General features: G+C 41.9%; 9 protein-coding genes and 1 pseudogene. All 10 read right to left on the bottom strand.

Going from position 1 to position 16148, the window contains the following annotated elements; all coding sequences use genetic code 11:
- Nucleotides 1-326: 326 nt before the first annotated feature.
- Nucleotides 327-699, bottom strand: a pseudogene (locus tag P6280_RS07700) (flagellar protein); the annotation flags it as partial.
- A 721-nt stretch (nucleotides 700-1420) separates the two neighbouring features.
- Nucleotides 1421-3499 (bottom strand): elongation factor G, encoded by a 2079-nt coding sequence (gene fusA / locus P6280_RS01485; RefSeq protein WP_000101843.1) that lies wholly within the window; start codon nucleotides 3497-3499, stop codon nucleotides 1421-1423.
- Between the two features lie 11 nt (nucleotides 3500-3510).
- Complete coding sequence (rpsG, locus tag P6280_RS01480; RefSeq protein WP_001254357.1) at nucleotides 3511-3978, bottom strand: 30S ribosomal protein S7; 468 nt, start codon at nucleotides 3976-3978, stop codon at nucleotides 3511-3513.
- Between the two features lie 15 nt (nucleotides 3979-3993).
- Nucleotides 3994-4401, bottom strand: a complete 408-nt coding sequence (rpsL, locus tag P6280_RS01475) for a 30S ribosomal protein S12 (RefSeq protein WP_001142322.1) — start codon at nucleotides 4399-4401, stop codon at nucleotides 3994-3996.
- Between the two features lie 87 nt (nucleotides 4402-4488).
- Nucleotides 4489-13161, bottom strand: coding sequence for a DNA-directed RNA polymerase subunit beta/beta' (locus tag P6280_RS01470; RefSeq protein ID WP_283236787.1), 8673 nt, complete (start codon nucleotides 13159-13161; stop codon nucleotides 4489-4491).
- Between the two features lie 224 nt (nucleotides 13162-13385).
- On the bottom strand, nucleotides 13386-13763 hold the full coding sequence (rplL, locus tag P6280_RS01465) for a 50S ribosomal protein L7/L12 (RefSeq protein ID WP_033122779.1): 378 nt from the start codon (nucleotides 13761-13763) through the stop codon (nucleotides 13386-13388).
- Between the two features lie 44 nt (nucleotides 13764-13807).
- A complete protein-coding gene (rplJ, locus tag P6280_RS01460) occupies nucleotides 13808-14302 on the bottom strand; it encodes a 50S ribosomal protein L10 (protein WP_283236786.1) in 495 nt (164 codons plus the stop codon).
- Between the two features lie 108 nt (nucleotides 14303-14410).
- The gene (gene rplA, locus P6280_RS01455; protein ID WP_001085838.1) at nucleotides 14411-15115 is read right to left on the bottom strand and encodes a 50S ribosomal protein L1; all 705 of its coding nucleotides are present in this window, start codon (nucleotides 15113-15115) and stop codon (nucleotides 14411-14413) included.
- Between the two features lie 44 nt (nucleotides 15116-15159).
- Nucleotides 15160-15585, bottom strand: coding sequence for a 50S ribosomal protein L11 (gene rplK, locus P6280_RS01450; RefSeq protein ID WP_001085997.1), 426 nt, complete (start codon nucleotides 15583-15585; stop codon nucleotides 15160-15162).
- Between the two features lie 17 nt (nucleotides 15586-15602).
- Complete coding sequence (gene nusG, locus P6280_RS01445) at nucleotides 15603-16130, bottom strand: transcription termination/antitermination protein NusG (protein ID WP_001846772.1); 528 nt, start codon at nucleotides 16128-16130, stop codon at nucleotides 15603-15605.
- Nucleotides 16131-16148: the final 18 nt, after the last annotated feature.

The following is a 16148-nucleotide window of genomic DNA, read 5'->3' as shown; positions in this document are numbered from 1 at the left end:
AAATTCTAGATACATATATAAAAGATTCAAATTTTACTTTTAAAGGCACAAGAAGAGCGATAAATCCTATCAAGGGTTTTACAAAATGGTAAGAAAAATTATAGAATGGTATCTAAAGAAGCGTTTTTAAAAACGCTTCTTTAGAGTCAAAGCCATTAGGCCACTGAGTTTTTAGGTTTTTTGGCGTCTTTTTTATCTTTGTGAGCCACTAATTGAGAGCTTAACTCAGGTTTTTTGGCGTCTTTTTTATCTTTGTGAGCCACTAATTGAGAGCTTAACTCAGGTTTTTTGGCGTCTTTTTTATCTTTGTGAGCCACTAATTGAGAGCTTAACTCAGGTTTTTTGGCGTCTTTTTTATCTTTGTGAGCCACTAATTGAGAGCTTAACTCAGGTTTTTTGGCGTCTTTTTTATCTTTGTGAGCCACTAATTGAGAGCTTAACTCAGGTTTTTTGGCGTCTTTTTTATCTTTGTGAGCCACTAATTGAGAGCTTAACTCAGGTTTTTTGGCGTCTTTTTTATCTTTGTGAGCCACTAATTGAGAGCTTAACTCAGGTTTTTTGGCGTCCTTTTTTATCTTTGTGAGCCACTAATTGAGAGCTTAACTCAGGTTTTTTGGCGTCTTTTTTATCTTTGTGAGCGTATGCAGAACTCACAGCCAAAACTGATAATAAAACACCTGTCAAGATTTGCTTTTTCATACGAAAACTCCTTATGATGATTTTAAAAGCGAGAGAATTATATTTCTCAAAAGTAAATGAATAGAAACCAATAGAATTTTCACTAAGAAATTTGCAGATTGCGTTTTGTTATATAAAAAACGCCTGGGAGCAATCAGCCATTTTTCTTAAAAAATGAAAACGCTCAAAAGCATTTTAAGATTGAAGACAAAAAAGCTTGTGATTAGTGAATTTCTTAATAATGCGATCTTATGGGCGTTAAGAGAAAAAGTTATTTCAAAATACCCCCTATCCCTTGAAAAAATGAGTCTTAAGTGAAACTGCCCCTTTCTAAAAAAAGGGGCTTCCTAACTAAAGTATTCCATTGAATGCTAACACGAAAGGCTTTGTTCTTTAAAGTCTGCATGGATATTTCCTACCCTATAAAAGACTAGTGGTATTTTAACCTATTTTAGCCTAACGGCTACGCACTCACATCTTGCACCCTAAAGGACAGAGTTTTTCGCACTAGTGGGATAAATTTTACTATAAAGCAAAGTAACTAAAACCCCATTTTTAAAAAATTAAAAAATTTAGTTACTCCTGTTTGACAATAGAGCCAAGAATCAATTTCATAGCAAAAAAAGATAATTAGAGAGATAAAAAGGGATAAAAACCCTCAAAAAAGTCTTTTCAAATCCAAAAGAGAAAAAGTTTAAATAGCACCTACAACACTCTCTCACAAGAGAGCGTTATGATAAAATCAGCCTTTGCGTTTTTCTACAATTTCCTTAGCGATATTGCTAGGCACTTCGCCATAATGATCAAACTCCATGGAGTAAGTCCCACGCCCTTGAGTGGCTGATCGTAAATCCGTAGAATAACCAAACATTTCCACCAACGGCACAAAAGCATTCACGATTTTCAAGCCTAATCGGTCGTCCATAGAATTGATTTGCCCTCTTCTTCTATTCAAATCGCCAATCACATCGCCCATGTATTCTTCAGGGACTTCCACTTCCACTTTCATCATAGGCTCTAGTAAAACCGGGTTAGCCGCACGACTCGCTTCTTTAAACGCCATAGAGCCAGCGATTTTAAACGCCATTTCTGAAGAATCCACATCATGGTAGCTCCCATCATAAAGGGTAACTTTAAAATCCACCACCGGATAGCCTGCCAAAACGCCATTTTGCATCGCTTCTTGGATGCCCTTATCCACCGCAGGGATATATTCTTTAGGGATCACGCCCCCAGAAATTTCATTCACAAATTCATACCCACTGCCAGGCTCTTTAGGCTCAAGCTTGATAAACACATGCCCGTATTGCCCACGACCACCGCTTTGCTTAGCGTATTTATGCTCTTTGCTCACGCTTGAGCGGATAGTCTCTCTAAAGGCGACTTGCGGCTGACCGATTTCAGCTTCCACCTTAAATTCTCTCTTCAATCTATCCACGATGATTTCTAGGTGCAATTCACCCATGCCACCAATGAGAGTTTGCCCGGTTTCTTCTTGAGTCATCACCCTAAAGCTTGGATCTTCTTCAGCAAGCTTACCTAACGCCACGCCCATTTTTTCTTGGTCTGCTTTGGTTTTAGGCTCCACAGCGATGTGAATGACTGGCTCAGGAAATTCCATCCTCTCTAGAACAACCGCATTTTTTTCATCGCAAAGCGTGTCCCCAGTTAGCGTGTCTTTTAAGCCCACAAACGCACAAATCTCGCCCGCATAAACCTCTTTAATATCTTCTCTCTTATTGGAGTGCATTTTAAGGAGTCTTCCCACGCGCTCTTTTTTGTCTTTGGTGGAGTTATACACATAGCTACCGGACTCTAGATTGCCACGATACACGCGCACAAAAGTGAGCTGGCCCACAAAAGGATCCGTCATGATTTTAAACGCCAAACCGGCAAACTCGCCATCATCGCTGGATTTCACAAAAACTTCTTCTTCAGTTTTTGGATCAATCCCCTTAATATCCACAACCTCCGTAGGCGCTGGCAAGTAATCAATGACTGCATCCAATAAAGTCTGCACACCTTTATTTTTAAAAGAAGAACCACAAAGCATAGGGACAAGGCTCATGTTCAAACAACCTGTTTTAATGCCTTTTTTGATTTCTTCAACACTCAATTCTTCACCGCCCAAATACTTTTCCATCAAGGCTTCATCTTGCTCGGCTACGGCTTCTACAAGCTTTTCTCGGTATTGTTTAGCCTTTTCTAACAAATCGCTAGGGATTTCTTCCACATCGTATTTGGCTCCCATGGTTTCATTATTCCAAACAATCGCTTTCATTTGGACTAAATCAATCACGCCAATGAAAGTGTCTTCAGCCCCAATAGGGATATTAATAGGCACAGGATTAGCTTTCAAGCGAAGCTTAATCTGGTTTTCTACATTATAGAAATTCGCCCCAATCCTATCCATTTTATTGACAAAAACAATCCTAGGCACGCCGTATTTATTCGCTTGACGCCACACGGTCTCGCTTTGAGGTTGCACGCCCCCAACCGAGCAAAACACCGAAACCGCACCATCTAGCACGCGCATGGATCGCTCCACTTCAATAGTGAAATCCACATGCCCTGGAGTGTCAATCAAATTGATTTGGTGATCCTTCCAAAAGCAAGTCGTTGCCGCAGAAGTGATGGTGATCCCTCTTTCTTTTTCTTGCTCCATCCAATCCATTGTCGCCGCGCCGTCATGCACCTCGCCAATCTTATGGCTCACGCCTGTATAGAATAAAATCCTTTCAGAAGTGGTGGTTTTTCCGGCATCAATGTGAGCGGCGATACCGATATTCCTAATCCTATTTAATGGGGTTTTTCTAGCCATTCTAACTCCAATTACCAGCGATAGTGCGCGAACGCTTTATTCGCTTCTGCCATTTTATGCACATCTTCTTTTTTCTTAAAAGCCGCACCCTTATCACTAGCCGCATCCATAAGCTCGTTAGCCAATCTATCCACCATCATTCTTTCATTGCGTTTTCTGGTCGCTTCTAAAATCCAACGAATAGATAGCGACTGCTGACGGCTCGCTCTCACTTCTACGGGCACTTGATAGGTAGCCCCACCCACTCTTCTGCTGCGCACTTCCACTAAAGGACGCACTCTTTCTAGGGCTTTTTCAAACACTTCAATCCCTTTTTCACCGCTTTTTTCTTCAATCTTATTAAAAGCTTTGTAGATGATTTTTTCCGCTACGCTTTTCTTGCCGTCGAACATCATCTTATTGATAAACTTAGTAACCACTTTGTTCCCATAAACAGGATCGCCCAAAACCTCCCTAACGGGTGCTTTTCTTCTTCTCATGTTTTTGTTTTCCTCTTATTTTTTCTTGCTGTCTGTTGCTTTTTTGTCGGTTGCTTTAGCTTTTTTAGTCCCGTATTTAGAGCGTGAAACCGTTCTTTTATTGACCCCTGCAGTGTCTAAAGCGCCACGAACGATGTGGTATTTCACACCGGGTAAATCCTTAACCCTACCCCCACGCACTAACACAATGGAGTGCTCTTGCAAGTTATGCCCTTCACCAGGGATGTAACTGATCACTTCAAATTTACTGGTCAAACGGACCTTAGCGACCTTTCTTAAAGCCGAGTTAGGCTTTTTAGGGGTAGTCGTATAAACCCTAGTACAAACCCCTCTTCTTTGAGGGCATTCCACTAATGCAGGTGATTTCGTTTTTTTAACCACCTTTTTCCTTTCTTTTCTAATCAACTGATTGATAGTAGGCACTATTTTTCCTTATTCTAAAAATTTAAAACTAAAAGTTCCCCCATTTTACCCTAATTTTTCTTTTAAAAATCTTAACCGATTTTTTTGTCAAAATTCATGGTCATCTTCAAGCGTTCTTAGCACGATTTTTTTATTCTTATACATGCCCGTTCCCACAGGGATCATCCTCCCCAACACCACATTCTCTTTCAAATCTTCCAAAAAGTCTTTTTTCATAGCGATACTGGCTTCTGTTAAAACTTTAGTCGTTTCTTGGAAAGAGGCCGCTGAGATGATGCTATCGCTCCCAATAGCCGCTCTAGTGATCCCTAAAAGCACCGGTTCAGCAATCGCTGGCTCGCCTTTTAAAGCGATCACACGAGCGTTTTCTTCTTTGAAGAGTTTTTTACTGACTAAATCCCCTTCAATAAACTTGCTATCCCCGCTGTCTAAAATACGCACTTGCCTTAGCATTTGAGAAACAATGATTTCAATGTGCTTGTCCGCAATGCTTACCCCTTGCCTGCGATACACTTGCTGGACTTCGCTCACAATGTATTTATAAAGCTCTTTTTCGCCGCTGATCCTTAAAATATCATGGCTTGAAACCACTCCGTCCGTCATCGCTTCTCCCGCATGCACAAATTCATCGGCATGCACTAAAATTTGCTTGCCTTTATCCACAAAATAATCCATGGAACGGCCATCTTTAGAAGTGACGATGATGTGTTCTTTATTGCGAATGGGTTTGCCAAAACTCACAATCCCATCAACTTCAGAAAGGATCGCCATGTCTTTAGGCTTGGGTTTTCTCGCTTCAAAGAGTTCAGAAACCCTTGGGAGACCCCCGGTAATATCCCTAGATTTAACGGTCGCTTTAGGGATTTTCGCTAACACTTCGGCCTGTTCCACGCTAACGCCATCGCTAATAGCGATAGAAGTTTTTGGCTCTAGGAAATAACGCACTTCTTCGCCATTAGCCCCCTCTAAAAACAAGCTTGGTTTGTATCCGCTTGGAATGTAATCATTCACCACTAAGCTTGTGATACCGGTATTTTCGTCTTCTTTTTCAGCGACCGTAACCCCTGCGATAATATCCACAAAACCCACCTTACCTTTAAAGTCCGCAATGATAGGGGTGTTGTAAGGATCCCATGTGGCAATCGTTTTGAAAGTGTTAGTCGTGGGTTTAGAAATCACGCTATTAGCGCCCACTTCACTATTATCATCAATCAAGATCTCAGAACCCCTAGCGATATAATGGCGAGCGGCTTCCCTACCATTATCATCAGCTATCACCGCAAACAAGCCTTTTTCGCTCACAATATCGCCCTTTTTGATCCCATGGGTGCGCTCTAAATGATTGGCCTCTAAAACATAGTATTTGATTGCGCCTTTTTCTTTGGCATACACATCTTGTGCAATAGGGTCATTATCCTTGACTAGCAATTCGCTCGCATAAGGGATGCGATTAGGCACATTCCAACCCTCTTGGATAATATCAGCGATACTTCCCCCCTTATGCACCTTATGCCCACTAGCATAAGGCAAATACACTTTCCCCTCAATCTTACCGCCAACGCCGGCCAATTCGCTTGGCTTGACAATATCGCTTCTTCTTAAAACAAATTTAGCTTCTTGCTCGCCATTTTTCACGCTCACAACGACTTCTTCATAGACCGTTTCAATGCGTAATTCCCCATCAAAAGGCGCTTTAATCTTAGGCTCTACCACTAAAATAGAAGCGTTACGGCGGTTAGCGATAATGTTTTTACCCTCTTTATTCGTGTAAGTCCTAAGGTTGTAGAAACGCACAAAACCTTCTTTGTTCGCTACAATTTCGCGCTCATCCTGACTCCTGCTCGCTGTCCCGCCCACATGGAAAGTCCTTAAAGTGAGCTGAGTTCCAGGCTCCCCGATAGATTGCGCAGCTACCACGCCCACCGCTTCACCCGGATAACTCATCTTGCCTTCGCCCAAATTCAAACCATAGCATTTCGCGCACACGCCCTTTGGCGCTTTACAAGTTACTGGGGTGCGGATCGTAATGGATTTAATCCCAGCTTCAACCACCTTTTTAGCGCCCTCTTCATCAATCAAAGTGTCCGCATAAAGCAAGATTTCATTCGTAATGGGATCGATCACATCTTCTAATAAAACGCGCCCAAAAATACGCTCTTCTAAAGGTTCAATCAGCTCACTCCCCACCGCAATATCCGTGATTTCAATCCCTTCATGCGTGCCGCAATCATCAGACACCACCTTGACATTTTGCGAAACATCAATGAGTTTTCTTGTCAAATACCCCGCATTGGCTGTTTTTAACGCTGTATCCGCTAATCCCTTTCTAGCGCCATGCGTGGAGTTAAAGTATTCTAAGACATTCAACCCCTCTTTAAAGTTAGAAATAATGGGCGTTTCAATGATGCTGCCGTCCGGCTTTGTCATAAGACCCCTCATCGCTGAAAGCTGACGGATTTGCGCCGCGCTACCCCTTGCACCACTATCTGCCATCATATAAATAGAGTTAAAGCCCTCTTTATCTTGCGCGATAGCGCTCATCATTTCTTTACTCATTTTGTCATTGACTTCAGTCCAAGTGTCAATGATCTTATTGTAACGCTCTTGGTCAGTGAGCAACCCTTGATCGTATTGTTGCTGGATTTTTTTAACCTCTACTTTGGCTTTTTCCACCATTTTTTGCTTGTCTTTTGGCGTGATAATATCCTCCATAGAGATAGAAATACCAGCCTTAGTCGCATACCTAAAGCCAAGCGTTTTTAAATTATCCAAAAAGGTTGCGGTAATACCGATACCACCGACTTTATGCACATAGTCCACAAGCACGCCAATATCTTTTTTCTTCATGGGTCTGTTCCACAAATCAGTAGGGATAAAATCAGGCAAAATGGACTTAATGATCATGCGCCCCACGCTCGTAGCGATAATATTCCCTTGATCTAAAACCCTAATCTTTGCGTGGATGTCTAATTCTTTCGTATCAATAGCGGTGATGATTTCATTCACGCTAGAAAAAAGTTTATGCTCGCCCTTGACCCCGCTCTTTTCTAAAGAAAGATAATAAAGCCCTAAAACCATATCCTGGCTAGGAATGGCTACGGCTTTACCGCTAGCGGGCAGAAGGATATTCATAGAGCTTAGCATCAGCACCTTGCATTCAGCGATCGCTTCCTGGCTTAAAGGCACATGCACCGCCATTTGATCCCCATCAAAATCGGCGTTGAACGCTGAACACACTAACGGATGCAATTGGATCGCTTTGCCGTCAATAAGCTTTGGATGGAACGCTTGAATGGATTGCTTGTGCAAGGTAGGAGCGCGGTTGAGTAGCACCGGATACCCCTCTGTGATTTCTTGCAAACACTCCCACACTTCATTGCTTTTTTGCTCAATCATGCGTTTAGCCTGTTTGAGCGTGGTGGCATAGCCTCTCTCTTCAAGCTTGGATAACAAATGCGGTTTGAAGAGTTCTAACGCCATGTTTTTAGGCAATCCGCACTCGTCCATCTTGAGGTTTGGCCCAACCACAATCACGCTTCTGCCTGAAAAATCCACGCGCTTGCCTAAAAGGTTTTGCCTGAAACGCCCTTGCTTGCCTTTAATGATTTCACTGAGCGATTTTAAAGGGCGTTTGTTAGCCCCTTTAACCGCATTGGTGCTGCGGCCGTTATCAAAAAGCACATCCACGGCTTCTTGCAACATCCTTTTTTCATTGCGCACAATGATTTCTGGAGCCCCAAGCTCCATTAGGCGTTTCAAGCGTTGGTTACGATTGATGACACAACGATACAATTCATTCACATCGCTGACCGCAAACTTCCCGCCATCTAACGCGACTAAAGGCCTTAAATCCGGTGGCAATACTGGTAACACCGTGAGCATCATCCATTCAGGCCTGTTACCAGAATTTAAAAAGCTTTCTACCACTTTCAAACGCTTAATGAGTTTTTTCTTTTTCGCATCGGAATTGGTGTCTTTCACTTCTTCTTTCAAACTCTGCAATAAGGCGATCAAATCAATTTCTTCTAGCAAATCCTTGATCGCTTCACCGCCCATTTGCGCTACAAATCCCCTGTCTTCGTATCTTCGTGAGATATTTTGATACTGCTCTTCATTCAAAATATCGTATTTCATCACAAGCTTAGTGCCTTCATTGTCATAAGCGGCTTCGCCTGGCTCTTTAACGATATAAGCTTCATAATACAACACGCGCTCTAAGTCTTTCATCTTAACGCCTAAAAGCGTGCCGATACGGCTAGGCAAGGAATTGACATACCAAATATGCGCTACAGGAGTGGCTAATTCAATATGCCCCATTCTAAAACGCCTGACTTTGGAGTGCGTGATCGCCACGCCGCATTTTTCGCATGCGCCAATGTCTTTGAAGCGAGGTTTTTTGTATTTACCGCACAAGCATTCATAATCTTTAGTGGGGCCAAAGATTTTCATGCAAAACAAGCCGTCTCGTTCAGGTTTTAGGGTGCGATAATTGATCGTTTCTGGCTTTTTGACTTCCCCATAACTCCAAGAATGGATTTTTTCAGGGCTGGCTAGAGTGAGCTGGAAAGAGCTAAAGTCTTTAGGCCTGTCATCTTCTTTAATGACAATGGGTTTAGGCGCTCCATCCTCATCCACATCGTCCCCAAAAATATTAATATCCAAAGCGAGCGATTGCAATTCTTTAGTCAAGACATAAAAAGTCTCAGGGATTTCACTCTCGCCCACTTGCTCACCTTTAGCGATAGCCCTATAAGCGTTCTCTCTGCCTCTAATATCATCGGATTTAATGGTGAGCATTTCTTTTAGAGTGTGCGCCGCGCCATAAGCTTCTAGCGCCCACACTTCCATTTCCCCAAATCTTTGACCCCCAAAGAGCGCTTTACCCCCAACAGGCTGGTGCGTTACCAAGCTATAAGGGCCCGTGCTTCTGGCATGGACTTTTTCATCCACTAAATGGTGGAGTTTGATCATATACATGTAGCCCACATTCACGCGCTCCCTCATTTTTTCGCCTGTGCGCCCGTCATACAGATCCATTTTGCCATCCATAGCGATCTTGGCTAATTCAAATAGCTTATAAAATTTTTCTTGCGAGATGCCTTCAAACACAGGGATAGCCATCTTAACGCCCTTGCTCCAATCTTTAGCGTATTCCAAAAGCTCTTCATCAGAACAACTCTCAAGAACATGGATTGTCAAGGGGTCTTTTTCATTAATAGCGTTAGCGATTTCTAGCATTTTAGTGCGCAATTCTTTGGCAAAATCTTTGGTTTTATCCTCTAGCATGTTAGCGATTTGCTTCCCAAATTCTTTCCCCACTAAGCCTAAATGCATTTCTAAAATCTGCCCAATGTTCATGCGGCTTGGCACGCCTAAAGGGTTTAAGACAATATCTACAGGCTCGCCATCAGCGGTATAAGGCATATCCGCAACCGGCACGATATTAGACACAATCCCTTTATTCCCATGCCTTCCTGCCATTTTATCGCCCACTTTAAGCTTTCGTTTTGTAGCGATATAGAGCTTGACTTTTTTGATCACGCCATTAGGCAAAATATCATCTTTTTCTAAAATAGAAAGCTTTTCTTCATGCTCTTCGCCCAAAACTTTTTTTTGCTCTAAGAAATTATTTTTAGTGATTTCATAGTGGTTTTGCACTTCTTTAGAATACTTTTTCACCAAACTAGCCAAAGTGAAGCGGTTGATTGAAGCGATTTCTTCTTTAGGGATTTGATCGCCTTCTTTATAATCCTTACCATTATGGCTGAAAGGCTCTTCTAAAATCGCTTGAGAAAGGAGCGAGCTAACGCGCAACAATTCTTCTCTATTGAGCATGGTCAAGCGGTCAAAATGCTCCATATCAAGCTTGGCTTTTTCTTCTTCATACGCGCTCAAAACCCGCGCGTCTTTCTCATAACCTTTTTTAGTGAAGACTTTCACATCAATCACCGTGCCTTCCAAACTTGGAGGGCAATACAAACTCTTATTGACCACATGCCCGGCTTTATCCCCAAAAATAGCCCTTAAAAGCCGCTCTTCAGGCGTGCTTTTAATCTCGCCTTTAGGAGAAGTCTTACCCACTAAAATCATGCCAGCGCTCACATAAGTGCCAACTTTAACGATCCCGCTTTCATCAAGATGAGCGAGCGCTTCTTCTTTCACATCAGGAATATCAGCGGTAAATTCTTCCACGCCATGCTTAAGCTCCCTAGCATCCACTTCTTTTTCATAAATGTGGGTGGAAGTGAAAATATCATCTTTAGTGATGCGCTCACTCACCACGATGGCGTCTTCAAAGTTATAGCCATTCCAAGGCATGAACGCCACGCGCACATTTTTCCCTAACGCCAACTCGCCTCTATCCATGCTAGGGCCATCAGCGATGATTTGCCCGGCTTCCACTTTATCGCCCACTTTAACAATAGGGATTTGATTGAAACTGGTGTTTTGGTTGGTGCGCAAGTTTTTTTGCAAAGAATACGCATCAATATAGGCTTCTTCTTTGCCTTCGCCTAAAATATAAATATTTTTAGAATCAATTTTTTCTACAACGCCTGCACGATTGGCTTTGATCGCTCCCCAAGAATCCCTAGCGATAATTTTTTCAATCCCTGTGCCTACAATGGGAGCATCGCTTCTTAATAACGGCACCGCTTGGCGCTGCATGTTAGTCCCCATTAAGGCGCGGTTGGCGTCATCATGCTCTAAGAAAGGAATGAGCGATGCGGCGACCCCTACTAGCATGCTAGAGCTTAAATCCATTAAGGTTACTTTGCTTTTTTCGTTTAAAATAATCTCGCCTTCCACGCGCGTTTCAATCAAATCGCCTAAAATATTGCCCTCTTCATCAATGGGGGTGCTTGCAGGAGCGATGATGTGGCTGTCTTCTTGAATAGCGGTCAAATAAATCGTCTCACCCACTACCTTACCATCTACAACCTTTTTATAAGGGGCTTCAATAAAGCCTAAATCATTCACTCTTGTGAAAGTGGAAAGGGTGTTGATCAAACCAATATTTTGACCTTCTGGGGTTTCAATGGGACAAATTCGGCCATAATGCGTGGGGTGCACATCCCTAGCTTCAAACCCTACCCTGTCTTTCACCAATCCCCCTTCACCGAGCGCTGAAAGGCGGCGTTTGTGCGTAACCTCACTCAAGGGGTTAGTTTGATCCATGAATTGCGAGAGCTGACCACCCATGAAAAACTCCATGATGGTGCTTGTGATCATTTTAGAATTGACCAAGTCATGGGGCATGAGCGAATCAAAAGTCCCGCTCATGGTAGTGAGCTTGTCTTTAATGGTCTTTTGCATTTTCACTAAGCCTGAATGCAATTCATTGGCTAGTAATTCCCCTACCGCCCTGATCCTACGATTACCCAAGTGGTCCCTGTCATCAATCTTGCCCTGATTGTTTTTGATCTTCATGAGGTATTTAACGGTGGTGATAATATCTTCATGCGTTAAAGTCGTAATGTAATCAGGCACATGCAAGCCTAACTTGTGATTCATTTTCATACGGCCAACCATGGTCAAATCATAGCGTTCAGGATCAAAGAAAAGTTTTTTGACAAACTGCTTAGCCACTTCAGTCGTAACAGGATCGCCTGGCTTCATAACCTTATGGATACGAATCGCCGCTAGAGCGTTTTCATCATCAATTTTTTCAGTTTGCTTGAGTAATTTCAAAGACTCAGAATCGGCTGAAAAAGAATGGATAATGGAAGCGTCATGCCCTAACGCTAGATCGTTGATGATCACAAATTCTTGCACGCCTAAATCGTGGATTTTTTCTAATCTGTTTTTATCTAGCTGAGTGAGCATGTCCAATAAGACTTCTTTCCCTACCATAACCGGCTCAGCTAAATGACGATTGAGTAAAATATCCATAGGGTATTCCACCCATTCTAAATGGTTTTCTTTAAGCTCTTTAATCTTTCTTGAAGTGAGCTTTTTACCCGCTAAAAGAATAACCTTGCCTTGAGGATCTTTCAAGTCAAATTCCATTCTTTGATTGGCGTCTAATGAAGCAAACGGAATCAAATATTTATCGTTTTCATAACGCACTTTAACAAGCGGGTAGAACATTTTGATAATGTCTTGTTTTTGATAATCCATCGCCCTGAATAAAATAGTCACAGGCACTTTACGGCGTTTGTTGATACGAGCGTATAAAACATCTTTAGAATCGTATTCAAAATACAACCACGAACCCCTATCAGGGATGATTTGCCCTGTGTAAATGAGCTTGTTTAAAGAAGTGCTGGACTCTTCTTCTTTGAAAATCACACCGGGGCTTCTGTGGAGTTGATTGACAACCACGCGCTCCACCCCATTGATAATAAATGAAGTGCGTTCCGTCATCAAAGGGATCTCACGAATGAAAATGCTTTGTTCTTTAATATCCTTAATGCCGTTCTTTTCGCCACTTTTGGTATCTTTTTCCCACAAGATCAAGCGCACTTTAATTTTAAGCGGGATAGAATAGGTAATGCCCCTTTCCATCGCTTCTCTAACAGTGTATTTAGACTTGCCAAATTCACAGCCTACGTATTCTAAAGTGATGCGGTTATGCTCATCTTGGATAGGGAAAATGGATTTAAAAACCTTTTCAATCCCGCTCTCTTTACCATCTTTAGAATACAAGAAAGAATCATAGCTGTCTCGTTGTAATAATAATAAATTAGGGACTTCTAAATCTGTTGGGGTTTTTGTAAAATCAGCTCTCAAGCGGTTTTTTAGGGGAATTTTTTTTGACATATTTCAAGCCTTTGAACAAAAATTTTGAGTTATTTAATGCATTAATTCAAGTAAGCATTGCAAAAGGATCTTTAAACTTCATAACCATTCCATGATAAAAATACCAAAAACCCACCTGCAATACTAACCACTTTAGGCCACACGCTCACAAACAAAATCATGGAGCAAAATCATCTGCCACGCTAGATCAGAGAAAGGCACAAAGGCCTTTCTGTCTTTAAGTCTTACTTGACTTCAACCTTAGCGCCCACTTCTTCAAGTTTCTTCTTGATGTTTTCAGCTTCTTCTTTATTCACGCCCTCTTTAAGCACATGAGGGGTTTTTTCGGTAGCGTCTTTCGCTTCTTTCAGGCCAAGTCCGGTGATTTCACGAACCACTTTAATCACCTTGATTTTTTCAGCACCGCTATCAGCCAAAATCACATTAAATTCGGTTTTTTCTTCGCTCTCAGCCGCTGCACCGCCAGCTACAGCCGCACCCGCTACGACCGTTGGAGTTGCGCTCACGCCAAATTTTTCCTCAAACATTTTAACCAATTCAGAAAGCTCTAAAACGCTCAATGAACCAATATACTCTAACACTTCTTCTTTTGAAATTGCCATAATCCAATCCTTCAAATATTTTTAATTAAAGCCATCATAGGCTCTTAGTCTTCTTCTTTCGCTTTACGCAAATTGTCTAAACCGGTCACAAAATAACGCGCCGGAGCCGTCCAAACAGAAAGCAACATTCCCATAAGCTCTTCTTTGCTTGGGAGTTTTGAAACCGCTTCCACATGAGCTACGCTAACGCTTTCTTTATCAAACAAGCCCGCTTTCAACACAAAATGATCTTTGTGATCTTTTTGGAAGTCAAACACGAGCTTAGAAAGAGCGATTTGATCATCGCCCCACAAAAACACATTGGTTTCTTTCAAATCCAAATCAGAATAACCGGTCTCTTTCATGGCAATATGAGCAAGAGTATTCTTAATCACTTGCACTTTAATACCTTGAGCACGAGCCTTATTCCTCAAAGCTTCCAACTTTTTCACGCTAAGACCCTTATAATCGCAAATTAAAAGGGCTTTGGCATCTGCAAATTGCAACTTTAAGTTAGCGACTAGCTCTACTTTATGCTGCCTTTGATGTTGTTTTTGCATCTTTTCCTCCTTTCTAGACTAGACCTCTGCAAGATTATCTTTTTAAAAAAGAAATTTTAAGCTTTTTAGCTCTTACGATCTTCAGCCTAAGATTAAAAACTCCTAACGCTATTTAATATCCATCAATTCTTGTGCGTCCAAATTCACTGAAGGCGACATGGTGAGCGAAAGAGCGGCGTTTCTAATATACTTGCCTTTCGCGCTGCTGGGTTTTAGGCGGTTGATCGTTTTAACCAACTCAAGCATGTTTTCTTTGATTTTTTCTTCAGGAAAACTCGCTTTACCAATAGGGGCATGAACATTGCCCTTTTTATCCACCCTGAAATTCACTTGACCGCTTTTAGCGTTACTAACCGCTTTAGCAATATCCATCGTAACGGTTCCGGTTTTGGGGTTTGGCATCAAACCTTTAGGGCCTAAAATCCTACCCACTTTACCGACAACCGCCATCATATCAGGCGTTGCGATCACCATGTCAAAATCAATACGACCATTTTTGATTTCTTCAGCTAAATCGTCTCCGCCAACGACATCAGCCCCAGCGTTTTTGGCTTCATCTTGCTTAATGTCTTTTGCAAAAACAGCCACTCTTACTTTTTTCCCTGTTCCATGAGGAAGCACCACCGCACCGCGCACCATTTGATCTGCATGCCTTGGATCAACCCCTAGTCTTAACGCTACTTCCACGGTTTCGTCAAATTTGGCTGAAGCGAGGGATTTAACCACCTCTACGCCTTGCTCTACGCCATACGCTTTATCGTTTTGAATTTTAGAAAAAAGTTTTTCCAATCTTTTAAATACTTTTTTTGCCACGATTCTAATCCTTAAAAATTTCTTTCAATTCCAACAAAACCCAATCAATCCACAACTTCTACGCCCATGCTCCTAGCGCTGCCCATAACGATTTTTTTGGCCGCTTCCATGGTGCTTGTGTTTAAATCTTCCATTTTCAATTGTGCGATCTCTTCCACTTGTTTGTGGGTGAGCTTTGCAATCTTATTTTTAAGCGGATTGTCAGAACCTTTTTCAACCCCAGAAGCTTTTTTGATCAAATCGGTTACCGGAGGCTTTTTAGTGATAAAGGTGAAACTCTTATCTTGATAAACCGTGATAATGACTGGGATATTAAAACTCCCCATGTCTTTAGTCCTCTCGTTAAAAGCCTTACAAAATTCCATGATATTAACCCCTCTTTGACCCAACGCTGGCCCTACGGGAGGTGAAGGGTTTGCCTTACCGGCAGGAATTTGAAGTTTGATTTCTCCGACTACTTTTTTAGCCATGTTTTCTCCTTAAAAAGTTATATAATTTTTTCCACTTGCGAATGCAAAATCTCTATTGGAGTGTTCCTACCAAAAATAGAAACATTGAGCTTGAGCTTGCGGTGTTCCACATCATACTCTTCCACCGTAGCGGTAAAATTCGCAAAAGGACCTTCCACCACACGCACCACTTCGCCTTGCTCAAAAAAGATTTTTGGCTTGGGGGCTGCTCGGTTATTCATTTTTTCTAAAATATGCCCAATATCCGCTTCACTCAATGGGGTTGGCTTTTTGTTTTCTCCAATAAAACGGCTCACTCTTGGCAAAGATTGTATCTTATGCCACAAAACCGTATCTAAATCCACCTTAATAAAAACATACCCAGGATAAAGGCTTCGTTCCGTTACTTTCGTCTTGCTTTTTTTAGAAACCTCTATAATATCTTCAGTAGGCACAATAATTTCTTGTATCCTATCTCTTATATTATGGTCGTTCGCTAGATTCTCAATCGCTTTCTTAACGGACTGCTCGCTCCCTGAATAAGTTTGTATGGCATACCAATCCATCATTATTCTCCTTATTTA

Origin of the sequence: Helicobacter sp. 219-2, from assembly GCF_030053225.1 — a bacterium.
Taxonomy (GTDB): Bacteria; Campylobacterota; Campylobacteria; order Campylobacterales; family Helicobacteraceae; genus Helicobacter; species Helicobacter pylori_C.
This window is presented reverse-complemented; position numbering and strand designations above follow the sequence as displayed.

Bases quoted from the DNA above. Each gene is read 5' to 3' on its own strand.
- fusA (WP_000101843.1), bottom strand. From the start codon at position 3,499: ATGGCTAGAAAAACCCCATTAAATAGGATTAGGAATATCGGTATCGCC.
- rpsG (WP_001254357.1), bottom strand. From the start codon at position 3,978: ATGAGAAGAAGAAAAGCACCCGTTAGGGAGGTTTTGGGCGATCCTGTT.
- P6280_RS01470 (WP_283236787.1), bottom strand. From the start codon at position 13,161: ATGTCAAAAAAAATTCCCCTAAAAAACCGCTTGAGAGCTGATTTTACA.
- rplL (WP_033122779.1), bottom strand. From the start codon at position 13,763: ATGGCAATTTCAAAAGAAGAAGTGTTAGAGTATATTGGTTCATTGAGC.
- rplJ (WP_283236786.1), bottom strand. From the start codon at position 14,302: ATGCAAAAACAACATCAAAGGCAGCATAAAGTAGAGCTAGTCGCTAAC.
- rplK (WP_001085997.1), bottom strand. From the start codon at position 15,585: ATGGCTAAAAAAGTAGTCGGAGAAATCAAACTTCAAATTCCTGCCGGT.
- nusG (WP_001846772.1), bottom strand. From the start codon at position 16,130: ATGGATTGGTATGCCATACAAACTTATTCAGGGAGCGAGCAGTCCGTT.